Source organism: Nocardia brasiliensis, from assembly GCF_042691675.1.
GTDB lineage: Bacteria > Actinomycetota > Actinomycetes > Mycobacteriales > Mycobacteriaceae > Nocardia > Nocardia brasiliensis_D.
In genome coordinates, this window is the sequence record NZ_CP170507.1 from 1109720 (window position 1) to 1124175 (window position 14456).

The 14456-nt window shown below is 65.8% G+C and carries 15 protein-coding genes; 8 read left to right on the forward strand and 7 right to left on the reverse strand.

Annotated features, from left to right (window positions below; translation table 11 throughout):
- The first annotated feature begins 78 nt into the window (after positions 1–78).
- Together ACFK0J_RS05370 and ACFK0J_RS05375 are read left to right on the forward strand one after the other, a co-directional pair.
- Entirely contained in the window at positions 79–1131 is a 1053-nt protein-coding gene (locus ACFK0J_RS05370; RefSeq protein WP_378737105.1) for an MAB_1171c family putative transporter, read from the forward strand.
- The gene (locus ACFK0J_RS05375) at positions 1124–2230 is read left to right on the forward strand and encodes an MAB_1171c family putative transporter (RefSeq protein ID WP_378737107.1); all 1107 of its coding nucleotides are present in this window, start codon (positions 1124–1126) and stop codon (positions 2228–2230) included. The genes ACFK0J_RS05370 and ACFK0J_RS05375 overlap by 8 nt, the downstream gene beginning before the upstream one ends.
- Here the strand turns inward: ACFK0J_RS05375 and ACFK0J_RS05380 are convergent.
- From ACFK0J_RS05380 to ACFK0J_RS05400, 5 genes are all read right to left on the reverse strand, one after another.
- On the reverse strand, positions 2199–3581 hold the full coding sequence (locus ACFK0J_RS05380; protein WP_378742646.1) for a SagB family peptide dehydrogenase: 1383 nt from the start codon (positions 3579–3581) through the stop codon (positions 2199–2201). The two genes, ACFK0J_RS05375 and ACFK0J_RS05380, sit on opposite strands and share 32 nt — an antisense overlap.
- A 40-nt stretch (positions 3582–3621) precedes the next feature.
- Entirely contained in the window at positions 3622–4599 is a 978-nt protein-coding gene (locus ACFK0J_RS05385) for an ABC transporter substrate-binding protein (protein ID WP_378737109.1), read from the reverse strand.
- Positions 4600–4815: 216 nt separating this feature from the next.
- A complete protein-coding gene (locus ACFK0J_RS05390; protein ID WP_378737111.1) occupies positions 4816–5271 on the reverse strand; it encodes a nuclear transport factor 2 family protein in 456 nt (151 codons plus the stop codon).
- Positions 5272–5373: 102 nt separating this feature from the next.
- Positions 5374–5760 (reverse strand): cupin domain-containing protein, encoded by a 387-nt coding sequence (locus ACFK0J_RS05395; RefSeq protein ID WP_378737112.1) that lies wholly within the window; start codon positions 5758–5760, stop codon positions 5374–5376.
- Between the two features lie 47 nt (positions 5761–5807).
- Positions 5808–7253, reverse strand: coding sequence for an MFS transporter (locus ACFK0J_RS05400; RefSeq protein ID WP_378737114.1), 1446 nt, complete (start codon positions 7251–7253; stop codon positions 5808–5810).
- A gap of 70 nt (positions 7254–7323) precedes the next feature.
- On the opposite strand from ACFK0J_RS05400, the gene ACFK0J_RS05405 reads away from it, so the two are divergent.
- On the forward strand, positions 7324–8001 hold the full coding sequence (locus tag ACFK0J_RS05405; RefSeq protein ID WP_378737116.1) for a TetR/AcrR family transcriptional regulator: 678 nt from the start codon (positions 7324–7326) through the stop codon (positions 7999–8001).
- Here ACFK0J_RS05405 and ACFK0J_RS05410 read toward each other — a convergent pair.
- Both ACFK0J_RS05410 and ACFK0J_RS05415 read right to left on the reverse strand, forming a co-directional pair.
- Positions 7991–10030 carry a M13 family metallopeptidase gene (locus tag ACFK0J_RS05410; protein WP_378737118.1) on the reverse strand — a complete coding sequence of 680 codons (2040 nt, stop codon included), beginning with the start codon at positions 10028–10030 and terminating at the stop codon, positions 7991–7993. The two genes, ACFK0J_RS05405 and ACFK0J_RS05410, sit on opposite strands and share 11 nt — an antisense overlap.
- Positions 10031–10125: 95 nt before the next feature.
- Positions 10126–12168, reverse strand: a complete 2043-nt coding sequence (locus ACFK0J_RS05415) for a M13 family metallopeptidase (RefSeq protein WP_378737120.1) — start codon at positions 12166–12168, stop codon at positions 10126–10128.
- Positions 12169–12500: 332 nt separating this feature from the next.
- Between ACFK0J_RS05415 and rplN the strand changes: the two genes are divergently transcribed.
- From rplN to ACFK0J_RS05440, 5 genes are all read left to right on the forward strand, one after another.
- Positions 12501–12869 (forward strand): 50S ribosomal protein L14, encoded by a 369-nt coding sequence (gene rplN, locus ACFK0J_RS05420; RefSeq protein ID WP_107654146.1) that lies wholly within the window; start codon positions 12501–12503, stop codon positions 12867–12869.
- Position 12870: 1 nt separating this feature from the next.
- Positions 12871–13188: a 50S ribosomal protein L24 gene (gene rplX, locus ACFK0J_RS05425; RefSeq protein ID WP_107654147.1), complete on the forward strand. Its 318-nt coding sequence runs from the start codon at positions 12871–12873 to the stop codon at positions 13186–13188.
- A gap of 2 nt (positions 13189–13190) precedes the next feature.
- Positions 13191–13751, forward strand: a complete 561-nt coding sequence (gene rplE, locus ACFK0J_RS05430) for a 50S ribosomal protein L5 (RefSeq protein WP_218473730.1) — start codon at positions 13191–13193, stop codon at positions 13749–13751.
- Between the two features lie 2 nt (positions 13752–13753).
- Positions 13754–13939, forward strand: a complete 186-nt coding sequence (locus ACFK0J_RS05435; RefSeq protein ID WP_040731429.1) for a type Z 30S ribosomal protein S14 — start codon at positions 13754–13756, stop codon at positions 13937–13939.
- A 209-nt stretch (positions 13940–14148) separates the two neighbouring features.
- Positions 14149–14448 carry a WXG100 family type VII secretion target gene (locus ACFK0J_RS05440; RefSeq protein WP_378737123.1) on the forward strand — a complete coding sequence of 100 codons (300 nt, stop codon included), beginning with the start codon at positions 14149–14151 and terminating at the stop codon, positions 14446–14448.
- Positions 14449–14456: the final 8 nt, after the last annotated feature.

Consider the following 14456-nt stretch of genomic DNA (forward strand, 5'->3'; position numbering starts at 1 on the left):
CAGTTCAGCAAGATCATCGACGTCATCGGGGTGCCGTAAGATTTCGTGCCGCTGTCGGTTCGACTGTACGGAGGCTCGATGACCCCGCCTGTGCCGATTGGGCCGGCGGCCTTGGCGCTCGTGTTCGCCCTCGCCGTCGCCACAGCCCGTTGGTTCTTGGTGAACGAAACGTTCGGCGATCGTTTGGTCAATCGAGTGCTGAGCTGGCTGACCGGTGCGGCCGCCATCCAAGTTTTCGGCGCTGGCACCGATTTCGCCGACCTGACATACCGATTGTTCCTTGGCTGCGGTGTCATCACCCTTGCCTACGTTTCTGGCATCGTGACATTGTTCGCCGGTGCGGACGCCGACGTGGCCCGCCGACGGCAGCCCGTCTATAACACCGTCGCCGTGCTGGGTGCCGTCATCGTCATGATTATCGGGCGCCCGGCAGATGCGATGGATCCGGGCTTCGGCTGGAAGGCTCCACTTGTCTGGGCGATCTTCAATGTTCCGATGGCATCGCTGGGGATTTACGTCATCCGTGCGTGTGTGCGTGAGTTCCGGGTTCCGGGAGCCGCGGCCCATGAGCGACTGGTCTTCTCGGTTCTCTTCCTGACCAGTGGATATGCCATTTATGCGGCCAGCTCGTCCGGCGTACAAGTGCTCGGCGGCCGACCGCCCGACAGCCCACCGGAGGACTGGACCACCGCATCCTGCTTCAGCTTTTTCATGATCACCCTGCTGTTGTCGGCACCAGTGGTCAACGCGGGGCTCGTACGCGCAGGGTGGGACCGCAGCAGTCGCCGCTGTCGGCAACTGTGGCCGCTGTGGCGCGACCTCACCGCCGCGGTGCCCGCGATAGTGCTGGCCGAAGAGGCCACTCGCCGTGATCCGGAACTTCGCCTGTACCGCATGCTCGTCGAGATCCGGGATGCGCTGCAACATTTGAAGCAGTACATGACGCCCGGCGATCACCTGCCCGTGACGAACTACGCGGCGCAAGTTGCGCAGGCCGCAGCGGACAAGTTGCGCGGTATCGAACCGGCGGCCGCCATTACGGTGCGCGATCAGCCTATTACCCGTGACATGGCCGCTGAGCTCGACCATCTGCTCGAGCTGGCCCGGGTATGGCCGGGAGCTCGTGGATGACAACGCCCGCACCGATGGCGTTCGTCATAGCGCCGTCGCCTCGGCTTGCCTTGTCACGATCGCTCGATGGGTTCTCGCCGACAGCACGCCCGCTGCCCATCTCATCAACCGAGCGCTCTCGTGGTTGTCCGTGGGAGCCGTGGTCCAGCAGTTTGCCGTCGCGACGAACCATCCGGGCCTGGCAGTCCAGGTGTTCCTCTTCTGCGCTCCGATGGCAGTCGCCAATGTCTACGGTCTGGCACGGCTTTTTGTCGGTGTCGACCCGGACGTGGCCCGCGGTCGTCAACGTATCTATGATGCCGTCGCCGCCGCGGCCGGTCTGTTGGTGCTCCTCACCGGTCGACCAGAAGACCACGGAACGGGTTTCTCGTGGCGGACGGTCGTCTACTGGGTGATTTTCAACGTTCCGCTCATGGCCGCCGGAGCGCATATCATCCGCGCGTGCCTGCGCGACCTCTGGGTTCTCCGCATCAGAACCTCGTTGCCGGAGAAGCTCGCCTATTTCGGTCTGCTGCTGCTTTCGGCGGGCTGGTTCCTCGGTGCGGCAGTCGCGGCTGTGCAATCCAAGGATGGAACGGTGCCCGGCAGCGTGTCGGCCAGGTGGAGTTGGGTGTCGTGTCTGTTCTGCGTGCTGGTGGTGCTGTTGACGGCAGTTCCGCTGGTACATCTGGCATTAGCGCGCACCGGGTGGGATCGAATCGGGCGAGACCTCCGTCGGTTACAGCCCATGTGGCGGGACCTCACCGCGGCGGTGCCGGAGATCGTCTTGCCCTCCGGAACCAGTCGCGGGCGTGACCCCGAGTCGCGGCGCTATCGCATGATCGTGGAGATCAGAGACGCGTTGCTGCACCTGCGGCCGCACCTTTCCGCCGGTGCGGACGCCGCGTCGTCCGCGCGCGGTTACGCCGTCCAGATCGCTCGTGCGGCACAAGCCAAGTCGGCGGGGATCGCTCCGGTGGGCCTGACCTCCGCCACCGACTATCACCGAATCACCGTGCACGACCGAACTTCCGAGCTCGGACAGTTGCTCGCCCTGGCGCGCGAATGGCCGCGAGCCCGCGCCGAGGTCAGTGGTCGCGGGCCGGCGAGCCGACAATAATGCTGCCGACGCCGCATTCCTCCAGTTCATCGACGCCGGCCGCGGCCACGAAGGCCGCTGTGTCGCTGAAACCTTGGGCGCACGCCCCCAGCCCCATCGCCGTCGCGGCGAGGTACACGGTTTGCATGACGACGCCGACGTGTTTCAAGATGCTGGCGTAGGCGACCTGTTCATAAGTCCACATGACGCGGCCCGAGCGTGCCGCCAGCAGGATCACCAGTTGCGGTTCGGCGCCTTCGGCGAGCGTCGCCGAGGTAGAGCGTAGAAGTCGTTGCACCGCGGGCGAATCCAGGGCCGCGACCGGTCGCAACACATGGTCGAACGAGTCGTAGTGGTACATGCCCGACGCCAGTCCGGCCACGTGACGCACGATCGGGTAGAGCTCGAGTTCGTAGACGCTGCCGCCCGACGGGTAGGGGCGCGACGCCAATTCCTCACCCTCGCCCGCACTTCGGACACCGCGAGTGCGGGCCGTGCGGTACAGCAGTTCGGCCAGTTGGTCCCGGGTGATCGGGGCGTCGTCGTCGAACGCCCGCGTCGACTGCCGATCCTCCAGTACCGCGGTCAATGTCGGATCCTCGGCGCGCAGTACCGCGAGATCGGGCACCGTGAGCGGCACCGGTTCGCCTGGGTAGTTCGGCTTCCGCGCGGGTGGCTGCGGGAAGCTGCCCTTCGCCCATTTCGTCGGGCCGAAGTGATCCCAGGTGACGGTGCGCTCGCCGAGCGTGCTGCGCCGGTGGAACCACAGATCGGCGGCGCTCCAGCTGCGGGTGGCGAACTGCCGCTCCTCTTCCTCCGGATCCGCGACGAGGAACCCACCCCAGTGCAGATCCGCCGCCAGTCGCGACTTGATCCAGACCGGCAGTGGGGTTTCCGCCGCACCGAAACCGTCGAGCAGTGCGAGCAGCCGCGGATCATGGATCCGCATATCGCACCACGACAGCGGATGCTCGAGCACGAAGCCTTCGGAGTCCCGGTGCAGGATGGCGAATTTGGACAGCGTCGCCGACCAGGGGAGGGTGCTGGCAGGCCGGGCAGGCGGCTGCCCGAACGGCCGGATCGTGTACAGATTGCGGCCGCCGTCACGCACGGTGACCGAGAGCCAGCCGCCATCGGTCAGCCGGTCCATCAGCCCCGAGACATCGTCGGTGCCGGAACCCGCGGACAGCTCGGAGACTGTCGCGGGACCCCGGTTCAGCGTCTGCAGCGCATGCAGTTGCCCGCTGCCGAGGCCGGACAGCTTCTCGTTGCGGGGCGGGTTCAGCAGCAGCGCACCCGCGGGTGTCGTCAGGCAGGTGACGCCGTCACGCAGCGCGTACCTGGTCTGGTCTGGATAAGTGACCGCGGGCAAAACCACTGACCTCCGCTTGTCGATCGGGTTGACGCGCTGCCTATTTCGCCGCGTTGGCGAAGGCGGGCGTCAGCTTGTCCAGGATGTAGGGCACCGACAGTGCGGTCGGCTGGTTGACGGCGCTGATCTCCTGGGTGGTGAGGAAGACGACCGAGTTCTTTTTCACCGCGGGCAGGTCGGGGTACCCGGGCAGCTGCCGGTACTTTTCGTCCAAGCCGGGGGAGTAGCCGGCGATCAGCAGGTCGGCGGTCAGTTCGTCGACCCGCTCCGGCGACAGCGCCAGCCGCCCCTGATTGGCGGGCAGGTCGGTGAGGTTCTTCGGGATGCTCATTCCCAGCTGCGTGAACAGCTTGCTGGAACCGTCGTTCGGATCGGTGAGCACCATGAGCTGCGCCGCGCTGGCCAGCCAGGTGCTGGCGAAGGTTTTGCCTTTCAAACCCGGATTCGCCTGGGCGATCGCGTCGATCTTCTTGTCGACATCCGCGATGACCTTGGCGGCCTCGTCTTGTTTGCGGAGGACCTTGCCCAAGGTCGTCACCTGGTCCTGCCAGGGCGTCACCGCGTCTTTGCCCAGGGCGGGCAAGGTCGGGGCGAGCTTGGCGAGCTCGTCGTAGGTCTTCTGGTCGGCGATGAACGGGTCGGCCAGGATGAGGTCCGGCTCGAGCGCTGCCACCTGCTCGGCGACGTTTCCGGTGGTGCTCAGTGCTTTCGCCGACTCCAGCGTCTTCGGCTCCCACGGCGGGGTGCTCTTGGACAGCGCGGCGACATTGTCGACGTAGCCGACCGGCGTGACGCCGAGCGCCAAGCTGGCATCGAGCCATTGGTTGCCGAGGGCGACAATCTTTTTGGGCGTCCCCTCCACCGTGGTCGAGCCGCGGGCATGCGTGATGGTGACCGGCTCGCCGCCGGAACCGGCGCCGTCGCCCGACGAACCGCAGGCGGCCAGGCCGAGCGTCAGCGCCGCGGCAACGGCGGCAACCGTCGCCCGCGTCCAGCGAGATGTCCGAACGGACTTCATCAACCGCACGCTCCCTTCGAGAAGTTCCTGCTGCTCCGGCTAAGCCAGCGCAATTGAGCCAAGGCTAACCTATCTAACTGGTCTTCCGTTAGGGGGTGTGCAAGGAATTCGTCCTGGACCTGCTCGTTAGACTTGCTAACTATAGGGTAGTCGAGCTAACAACCTCGGTGGGGCCGCAACGGTTCACGCGAACTGATCCGTACGACGGTTGACCGCCTAACCGGAGGCGGCTCCGTCGCTCCGCTCCGCGCAGGCATCGGCGATAGCTGCCGTATCCCAATAGAACGGATGCACCTCCGAGATTCGGCCGTCGGTGATCGTAATCGTTTGCAGGATAGGAAAAGTGAGTTCGCGGTCGGTTGCGCGGGCACGGGCGCGGACTCGGGTGTGCACCACGGTGGTCTCGCCGGTCACCAGGAACTCCTGCTCGAGGAGTTCGAAGAATGCCCAGGTCTGCGCCATGGCGCGGAAGAACTGTTCCATGCCTTCGTGGCCGCGCCAGGTTCCGCCGTAAGGCAGACCGGCGGCCTGGTGCAGCACCACGTCGGGTGCGAAGAACGGGGCCAACAGCTCGAACGAGGCGCCGCCGGGACCGCCTGCCGCCAGGTACTCGGCTTCGGCCGCGTACATGGCGGTCAGCACGGTCATCGGGTCGGTGGTCGGTAGCGTCATGCGCTCAGTTTGCTCAGTGCGCGGCGGTCGGAACCGGCGGTAATCGGACGTCGCGTTGCACTTGGGACAGCCCACCGTCCGCGTGCGCGAATCTGCCGAAGATCAGCGCGCCACCGGCTCTTGGCTGGTGCCGCCGCGGACGCCGATGGACATGAGGTCGGCGGGCTCGTCGAGTTCGATGCGGTGCCAACGACCCCGGGGCACCACGTAAGCCGTGCCCGCGGTCAGCCGAACCATCGGCTCGTCCTCGCCGGGGTGTTCGGGGCGCAGGTACAGGCGCACCGCGCCGGACAGGCAGCAGACCGCTTCTTCCGCGGACGGGTGCATCTCCCAGTGATCGGCATGCACGTCGGCATCGGTTTCGACGTGGAAGGCGGCGAGTTGCCAGCCGTCGCCCGCGCTCATCCGGCGCTCGCCTGCTCGGACGTCACCGTCCGGGCGGAAGTGGAGTCCACGGTCGAACAGGTCGATCGGTACGAGGGTCATCATGTTCCTTTCATCGGAATGCATTGGAAAGCTGTTCGAGGGGTAGCCGTTTACGCTGCGGAAAGCTCCGCGGGTTCTGGTGATTTCGGCGTGGTGGTCGGCGCCGCCCGCCGAGTCGAGGGGAGTACTGCGGCGGCGACAGCGGTGGCTGCGGCGAAAAGTAATGCGGCGCAACTGAGGCCGAGTGCGTAACCGTCGTTGAGGGCGGTCGGGGTGACGCTGTCGCCGGTCCGCGCCGCCGCTACGGTCGCCAGCGCGGCGACGCCGACGCTGCCGCCGAGCTGGCGAAAGCTGTTGAAGATGCCGGAGGCCATGCCCGCCTCGCCGGGCGCGACGCCCATGGTCGCCGCGGCGGCCACCGGAGCCAGGCACAGGCCGAGGCCGAAACCGCCGATCAGGCACGGGCCGAGGACATCGACGAGGAAGCTGCCGTCGGGACTGATGAGGGCGAACCAGCCGATGCCGACCGTGGTGAGGAGTCCGCCGCCGACGAGTGCTGCCTTGGGGGATCGGCGGGCGCCGACCCGGGTCGCGACCACCGTCCCGGCAACCGCGCCTAGCGAGAACGGAAGGAACGCGGCACCGGTCGCGCCCGCGCTCATCAGCAGCACTTGCTGCATGTAGAGCCCGATCAGATAGAACGCGGTGAATTGCCCTGCGCTGGCGAGGAATACGAACATGTTCGCCCCGGCCACCCAGCGGTTGCGGAAGAGTCCCAGACGCACGAGCGGTGCTTCGGCCACCCGCGCTTCCACTGCGACGAAGGCAACGAGCAACACCGCGCCCGCACCCAGCATGCCGCCGGTGATGCCCGATGCCCAGCCGTAGTGATCGGTCCGCACGACGCCGACTACCAGCAAACCTATTCCGGCGGTGGCCAATACGGCACCGAGCGCATCGACTCGGTGCGAGGTGATTTCCGGCCGCACAGCGGGCACGCCGAGGACGGCCGCGGCCAGCGCGATCACCACGATCGGCACATTGATCAGCATCACCCAGCGCCAGCTCACGTACTCGGTGAGCAACCCGCCGATCAATACTCCCAGTGCGCCACCCGTCGCATTCACCGCGCTCCAGACACCGAGAGCCCGTACTCGCGCGGGCCCTTCGGCGAACACGGTGGTCAGCGTGGACAGTGTGGCCGGAGCGACGGCCGCCGCCGCAACTCCCTGAATTGCCCTCGACGCCACCAACTGCCACGGCTCCTGCGCGAAACCGCCTGCCAGCGAGGCGATTCCGAAAACGACCAAGCCGCCGACAAGAAGCCTGCGCTGCCCGAATACGTCACACGCCTTACCGCCGAGCAGCAGAAACCCGCCGAACGTCAATGCGTAGATGTGCACCACCCACACCAGGTCGAGCGGCGCGAACCCCAGATCCGTCCGAATCGAGGGCAGCGCGACGTTCACCACCGCGATATCCAGCGCGACCATGAACTGGGCCACCGCCACTGCGGTCAGGGCGGCTCGTGGCCGCACAGCAGAGTTTTTATACATGTATATAAACTAACCGCATGATCGTCCCCGTGTCCACACCTCCGTTCGCCGATGGGCCATGATGGACCTCATGCCCACTCCGTCGCCGCAGCCCAAACGCACCGGCAGGCCGCCTCGCATCTCCCGCTCGGAGATCGTCGCGGCCGCCAACGCGGTGATCGACGCGGACGGGGTGGCCAAGCTGACCATGCGTCGCCTCGCGACCGAACTGAGCTGCACGCCGATGGCGCTCTATCACCACGTCCGCGACAAGGAGGACCTGCTCCGCCTGCTGCTCAACGACTACGCCGATCAGGTGGTCCGGCCGGAGCTACCGGACGACCCGAAGGCGCGCATCCGCATCGCGGCCACCGCGATGCGCGACGTCCTCGCTGCCCGCCCGTGGGTGGTCGAAATCATCGCGGCCGACGACCTTTTCGGCGTCTCGGCCCTATGGTTCAGCGAAACCATCATCGATGGTTGCGTCGCGGCGGGCCTCACCCTGGACCGCGCCGCCCACGCCTACCGCGTCATCTGGGCCTACACCGCGGGCGATCTCATCATCCGCAGCAAATCCGCCCGCCGCGCCGCGGCGGGCCGCCCCACCTATCGCGAGCAGGTCTTCGCCGATTTGGACGCCGAAACCCTGCCGCGCCTGGCCGCCCTCGGTCCGCGTTACATCGCCCTCACGGCCGAAGACACCTATGACTACGGCCTCGGTGCCCTGGTCGATGGTCTCTTGGACCAACCCGGTCAGCTCAAAACGTGACGCGCTGATCCGCGGGCATGAAAAGCTTGTCGCCTTCTTTGACATCGAAGGTGTTGTAGAACTCCGCCAGGTTGCGGACCACCTGGTTGCAACGGAATTCGTTGGGGGAGTGGGTGTCACTGGCGAGGAAGCGGACGGTCAGTTCCTTGGTTTGCTTCTCGCGCCAGCTACGCGCCCAGGACAGGAACATGGTCCGGTAGTCGGGGTTGTCGATGCCGCGCCGTTTTTCCGCGATGCGGAAGGCGGCCAAGGTGATCTGGAGTCCACGCAGGTCGGCAAGGTTCTCGCCGACGGTGAGCTCGCCGTTGACGTGTTGGCTCGGGTCGAGACCCTCCGGGACCAGTGCGTTGTACTGATCGATGAGCTGCTTGGCCTTGGCGTCGAACGCGGCGCGGTCCTCCGGGGTCCACCAGTCGCGGCGATTGCCGTCACCGTCGTATTTCGAGCCCTGGTCATCGAAGCCGTGGCCGATCTCATGGCCGATGGTCGCCCCGACCGCACCGAAATTGACTGCGGCCTGGGCGTCCTTGTCGAAGAACGGCGGCTGCAGGTAGGCGGCGGGAAAGACGATCTGATTCGAGCTCGCCGAGTAATAGGCGTTCACCGTTTGCGGCGACATCCCCCATTCGGACTTGTCGACCGGACCGCCGAGGCGGGCGAACGCGCGCTTGACCTCGAAGTCGTTGATGGCGAGCAGTGATTCGATCAGCTTGCCTCTGGTGATCTTCAGCTTCGAGTAGTCGACCCATTTGTCCGGGTAGCCGATCTTGGGGTCGATCTTGTCGAGTTTCGCGAGGGACGCTTCCCTGGTCGCCGGGGACATCCAGGTCGAGTTGGTGAAGTTTTCCCGGTACGCGGCGATCACATCGTCGAGCATTTCCTTCGCGCGCTGCTTGGCCTCGGGCGGAAAGTACTTCTCCACGTACACTTTTCCGAGTTGCTCACCGAGCTTCTCGTCGACGATCCCGACGCCGTACTTCCACCGCTCCGGTCGCTCTTCCTGACCGTTGAGCACCCGGCCCTTGAACTCGAAGTTCGCGTCGTTGATGGCCTTGGGCAGGTACGGCGCGAACTCCCGGAGCACGCTCAGCTTCAAATAGTCACGCCACGTGGGGATGTCGACCTCGGTCCACAACTGGCCCGCCGCCGTGATGAAGGACGGCTGGCCGACCACCATTGTCGCGAACAGTTCACGCGGGCGGTCGGTGTTCCCGGCCAACCACGGGTCCCAATCGAATCCCGGTGCGAGAGCGACCATATCGTTCCAGCTGTACACGTTGTACGTCGCGTCGGCGTCACGGTTGCGCACGTTGTCCCAATGCGCGGGCGCGATGCGCTTCTCCAGATCGAACACGCGCTGCGCCATGCCCGCTGGATCGGCGAAACCGGCGCCCGCGGCGATGCGTTCGAGGAAGACCCGATATTGCGCGAGCACTTCGGCGTGTTCCGGTTTGCGGTAGTACTGCTCGCCGAGCCCGAGTCCGGACTGCCCGACCGAGGGGATATAGGCGTTCGAGTTCTTCCGGTCCGTGCCGATACCGAGGCCGATCAGGCCACCGATCGGCAACTCGGCCATCACCTTCGCCAAGTCGGCCTTGTTCGTCGCACCGTCCACTTTCGCGAACAGACCGGCCAACGGGGTCATCCCCAGCCGTTCGATCTCGTCCCAGTCCACCCGGGCGTCGTACAGATCGCGGATCTGCTGCTCCTCGGACCCCGCCTTCGGATCCTTGATGCCCTCGACGATCTCGCGCAACTGCTGCTGGGTGCGTTCGAACGCCTCACTGGACGAGCCGAAGGAGGTCTTGTCCGGCGGCAACTGGTACTCGCGCAGCCACTTCCCGTTGACATACCGGTAGAGATCGTCCTGCGGCCGGATCGCCTCGTCCGCACCGCCCATGTCGACGCCGGTGAGCGCCTTGGTCGTCGCTGTCGTGTCGTTCGAGCAGGAAGCCAACGCGGCGGCGGCCGGAACCGCCCCGAGCGCGATCAAGAATGCACGACGGTCCAGCTGTCCGAGACGTGTCACGAGGATTCCTCTCCCGATGCGGCCCGCCGCATCCTCGTCAGGCGCGATTTGTTCGCCCGAGGCTACCCGCCGTCAGCGCTCGCCTGCTGCCCGTCTCACAGCGTGACGCGTTGGTCCGGTGCCAGGAAGAGCTTGTCCCCGGCCACGACGCCGAAGGTGGCATAGAACTCGGCGATATTGCGGACCACCTGGTTGGCGCGAAACTCGTTGGGTGAGTGCACGTCCCTGGCGAGCAGCATCTCCTTGGTCTGCTTGGTCGCCTGCTGCCGCCAGATCCTGGCCCAGGACAGGAACACGGTCTCCAGGTTCGGTTGTTTACCGTCCCGCTCAGCGGCGGCGCGGTATGCGGCCAGTGCGATCTGCAGCCCGCGCAGATCCGCGAGGTTCTCGCCGACGGTCAGCGCGCCGTTGACGTGCTGACTCGGATCCAGACCCTCGGGCACCAGCGCGTTGTACTGCTCGATGAGCTGTTTCGTCTTGGCCTCGAACGCGGCCGTGTCCGCGGCGGTCCACCAGTCGCGTCGGTTGCCGTCGCCGTCGTACTTGGCACCCTGATCATCGAAGCCGTGCCCGATCTCGTGGCCGATCACCGCCCCGATGCCGCCGAAGTTGACCGCGGGTTCGGCATCGGCGTCGAAGAACGGCGCCTGCAGGATGGCGGCGGGGAAGGTGATCTGGTTGGCGGTCGGGTCGTACATGGCGTTCACCGTCTGCGGCGGGAAGCCCCACTCGGCCCGATCGACCGGCGTGCCGAGCTTGCCGAAGGCGCGTGCGACTTCGAAAGCGCGGGCGGCGCGCACGGATTCGATCAGTTTGCCCCGGGTGATCCGCACCCCGGAGTAGTCGATCCAACTGTCCGGGTAGCCGATCTTGGCGACTATCTTGTCGAGTTTTTCGAGGGCGGCTGTCCTGGTCGGCGGCGACATCCATGAGGAATTGGTGAAGTCCTGCCGGTAGGCGGCCATCAGATCGGCGACCAAAGCTTTGGCGCGGTCCTTGGCTTGCGCCGGAAAGTGCTCGGCCACATACAGTTTGCCGAACGGTTCGCCGAGATACTGATCGACCGTCGCGAGCCCGTCCTTCCACGGATCCTGCCGCTGGTCGCGGCCATGCAGCGCCTTGTCGACGAAATCGAACGCCGCGTCCGCGACAGCCTTGGCCAGGTAGGGCGCCAACTCCTTGACGACGCTGACGCGCAGGTACTCCCGCCACAGGGCGATATCGACGTCGGCCCACAGCTGGCCCGCGGCCGTGACGAACGACGGCTGCCGGACCACCAGGCTCTCGAAGAGCTGTTTCGGCCGGTCGGTGTTGCCCGCCAGCCAGGGATCCCAGTCGAATTGCGGTGCGAGCTTCGCCAATTCGGCCCAGCTGAGCAGGTTGTAGGTGGTGTCGGGGTCCCGATCGCGGACGCTGTCCCAGTAGCCGGCGGCGATCCGGGTCTCCAGGTCGAGCACCCGCTGCGCGGTGCCCGCGGGGTCGGTGGAGCCCGCGCTCGCGGCAATGCGTTCCAGGTAGGTGCGGTAAGCCGCGAGTTCCTCGGCGTACTCGGGCTTGCGGTAGTACTGCTCGTCCAGGTTGGCGTCGATGCCGGACTGGCTGATCGTGGCGATGTAATTGCCGGAGTTCCGCTGGTCGACAACGACCTGGAGCCCGATCAGACCCGCGATCGGCAGCGCGCCCATCACGCGTGCCAGATCCGGCTTGGTCGCCGCGCCGTCGATCGCGGCGAACAGATCGGCGATCGGCGTCATGCCGAGCCGCTCGATCTCGTCGCGGTCGAGCCTGGCGTCGTAGAGATCGCGGATCTGCTGCTCCGTCGAGCCGGGCCGCGGATCCCGGATGCCCTCGACGATGCCGCGCAACTGTTGCTCGGTGCGGTCGTTGGCCTCGTCGAAGGACCCGAATGTCGACTTGTCCGGCGGCAGCCGATATTCCTGCAGCCAGGTGCCGTTGACGTGGCGGTAGAGGTCATCCTGCGGTCGGATCGCCGGGTTCGCGCCCGCCATGTCGACGCCGGTCAGGCGGACTTCCGATACCGACGAGGACTGGGAGCAGGAGGCCAGCGCCGCGGCGGCGGGCACCGCCCCGAGTGCGAGCAAGAAAGCGCGGCGATCGAGGCGGGCGGACGAGCTCAAAGCATCCCCTTTTCGGTACGGTCGAGCCGAACGGTGCATCTCCTTTTGATCTTGCTCGATCCGAGGGTAGTGGCGCGAAACGACTCGCCAGCAGTGACGCCGGTCGCAAACATGACCCGGATTTGGGCCGACCTGCGGATTCACCTACACTAGACCGGTTGCCTGCGGGAGCTATGCCCGCAATCCGGCAGCGAACCCCCAGTGGTTGGTTCTCGAGTTGCACACTCAGGCCGAAGAAATCGCTGGCAGGCGCGCGTCCGGAGGGCAACTGACCATGCCCGTCGGGTCGGCAATCCGGCGTGCGTATACGTCCAGGTCAAGGAGGAGCTGAAGTGATTCAGCAGGAGTCGCGACTGCGCGTCGCCGACAACACGGGTGCGAAGGAAATTCTCTGCATCCGCGTTCTCGGTGGTTCGTCACGTCGCTATGCCGGTATCGGCGACATCATCGTCGCCACCGTGAAGGACGCTGTCCCCGGTGGCAACGTCAAGAAGGGTGAGGTCGTCAAGGCCGTCATCGTGCGCACCACCAAGGAGCGCCGTCGCCCGGATGGTTCCTACATCAAGTTCGACGAGAACGCGGCCGTGCTGATCAAGGCGGATAACGACCCGCGTGGCACCCGCATCTTCGGCCCGGTCGGGCGCGAACTGCGTGAGAAGAAGTTCATGAAGATCGTTTCGCTGGCCCCGGAGGTGCTCTGACATGAAGGTGCACAAGGGCGACACCGTGCTCGTCATCTCGGGTAAGGACAAGGGCGCGAAGGGCAAGGTCATTCAGGCCTACCCGGAACGCAACCGGATCCTGGTCGAGGGCGTGAACCGGATCAAGAAGCACGTCGCGAACTCCGCCAACCAGCGCGGCGCCTCTTCGGGCGGCATCGTGACCCAGGAAGCTCCGATCCACGTGTCCAACGTGATGATCGTCGACTCCGATGGCAAGCCGACCCGTGTCGGCTACCGGACCGATGAGGAGAGCGGCAAGCGGGTCCGGATCTCCCGTAACAACGGGAAGGACATCTGAGCATGACTACCACCGAAAACCAGCCGCGCCTGAAGGCGCGCTACCGTGCCGAGATCAAGGACGCGCTGAACAGCGAGTTCAACTACGCCAACGTGATGCAGATCCCCGGCGTGGTCAAGGTTGTCGTGAACATGGGTGTCGGCGACGCCGCCCGGGACGCGAAGCTGATCAACGGCGCCGTCAAGGACCTCGAGCTGATCACCGGTCAGAAGCCGGAGATCCGCAAGGCGACCAAGTCGATCGCGCAGTTCAAGCTGCGTGAGGGCATGCCCATCGGTGCGAAGGTCACGCTGCGTGGCGATCGCATGTGGGAGTTCCTCGACCGCCTGGTCTCCATCGCGCTGCCCCGTATCCGCGACTTCCGCGGCCTGTCGCCGAAGCAGTTCGACGGCAACGGCAACTACACGTTCGGCCTCAGCGAGCAGTCGATGTTCCACGAGATCGACGTGGACTCCATCGACCGCCCGCGCGGTATGGACATCACCGTCGTGACCACCGCGACGAACAACGAAGAGGGCCGCGCCCTGCTCAAGCACCTCGGCTTCCCGTTCAAGGAGAACTGACGATGGCCAAGAAAGCACTGCGAATCAAGGCCGAAGCCAAGCCGAAGTTCGCTGTCCGCGCCTACACCCGCTGCCAGCGTTGCGGTCGCCCGCACGCCGTCTACCGCAAGTTCGGCCTCTGCCGCGTCTGCCTTCGCGAGATGGCACACCGCGGCGAGCTGCCGGGCGTGCACAAGAGCTCCTGGTGAGCCTGCGCTCTTCGTGAGTGGACTCGCGTAAGCGAAATTCTGTACAAAGGCACGGCCTCCTGTGAGGCCGTGCCTTTGCGCGTTGATTCGCGCTTGTTTCGATGGGTGATTTCGCCGAGGGCTCGTCGGGCGCGGAATCCAGCGGAACCGGGGCGACGTCTGGTGCGTCATACAAGGAAGAGGGAGTCGCCATCGAGAGGAGTGGGCCATTGTCGCTATCGGTTGAGCCCGAAGAGGTGAAAGCGTTGGGGCGCATGGCCTACCAGATCGCGGACGAGTTGAAGTCCGGGTATGCGTCGCTGGTAGCCGACACGAAGGTCACGATCGACAGCTGGGCGGGCAACAACGCCAGCGTATTCACCGCCGCGTGGGATGAGTTCCACCAGGGAGCGGACCAGGTGTGGGATGCGTTGTTCGAGCTGGCGGAAAAGCTGGGAGTGACTGCCGAGACGCTCCGCGCGACCGACCAGTCGTTCGCCTCGGGCCTCAGCTCCCTGGACCTACCCTGAACAGGCCG

Bases quoted from the DNA above. Each gene is read 5' to 3' on its own strand.
- ACFK0J_RS05370 (WP_378737105.1), top strand. From the start codon at position 79: ATGACCCCGCCTGTGCCGATTGGGCCGGCGGCCTTGGCGCTCGTGTTC.
- ACFK0J_RS05390 (WP_378737111.1), bottom strand. From the start codon at position 5,271: ATGACGCTACCGACCACCGACCCGATGACCGTGCTGACCGCCATGTAC.
- ACFK0J_RS05395 (WP_378737112.1), bottom strand. From the start codon at position 5,760: ATGATGACCCTCGTACCGATCGACCTGTTCGACCGTGGACTCCACTTC.
- ACFK0J_RS05435 (WP_040731429.1), top strand. From the start codon at position 13,754: ATGGCCAAGAAAGCACTGCGAATCAAGGCCGAAGCCAAGCCGAAGTTC.
- ACFK0J_RS05385 (WP_378737109.1), bottom strand. From the start codon at position 4,599: ATGAAGTCCGTTCGGACATCTCGCTGGACGCGGGCGACGGTTGCCGCC.
- ACFK0J_RS05400 (WP_378737114.1), bottom strand. From the start codon at position 7,253: ATGTATAAAAACTCTGCTGTGCGGCCACGAGCCGCCCTGACCGCAGTG.
- rplE (WP_218473730.1), top strand. From the start codon at position 13,191: ATGACTACCACCGAAAACCAGCCGCGCCTGAAGGCGCGCTACCGTGCC.
- ACFK0J_RS05405 (WP_378737116.1), top strand. From the start codon at position 7,324: ATGCCCACTCCGTCGCCGCAGCCCAAACGCACCGGCAGGCCGCCTCGC.
- rplX (WP_107654147.1), top strand. From the start codon at position 12,871: ATGAAGGTGCACAAGGGCGACACCGTGCTCGTCATCTCGGGTAAGGAC.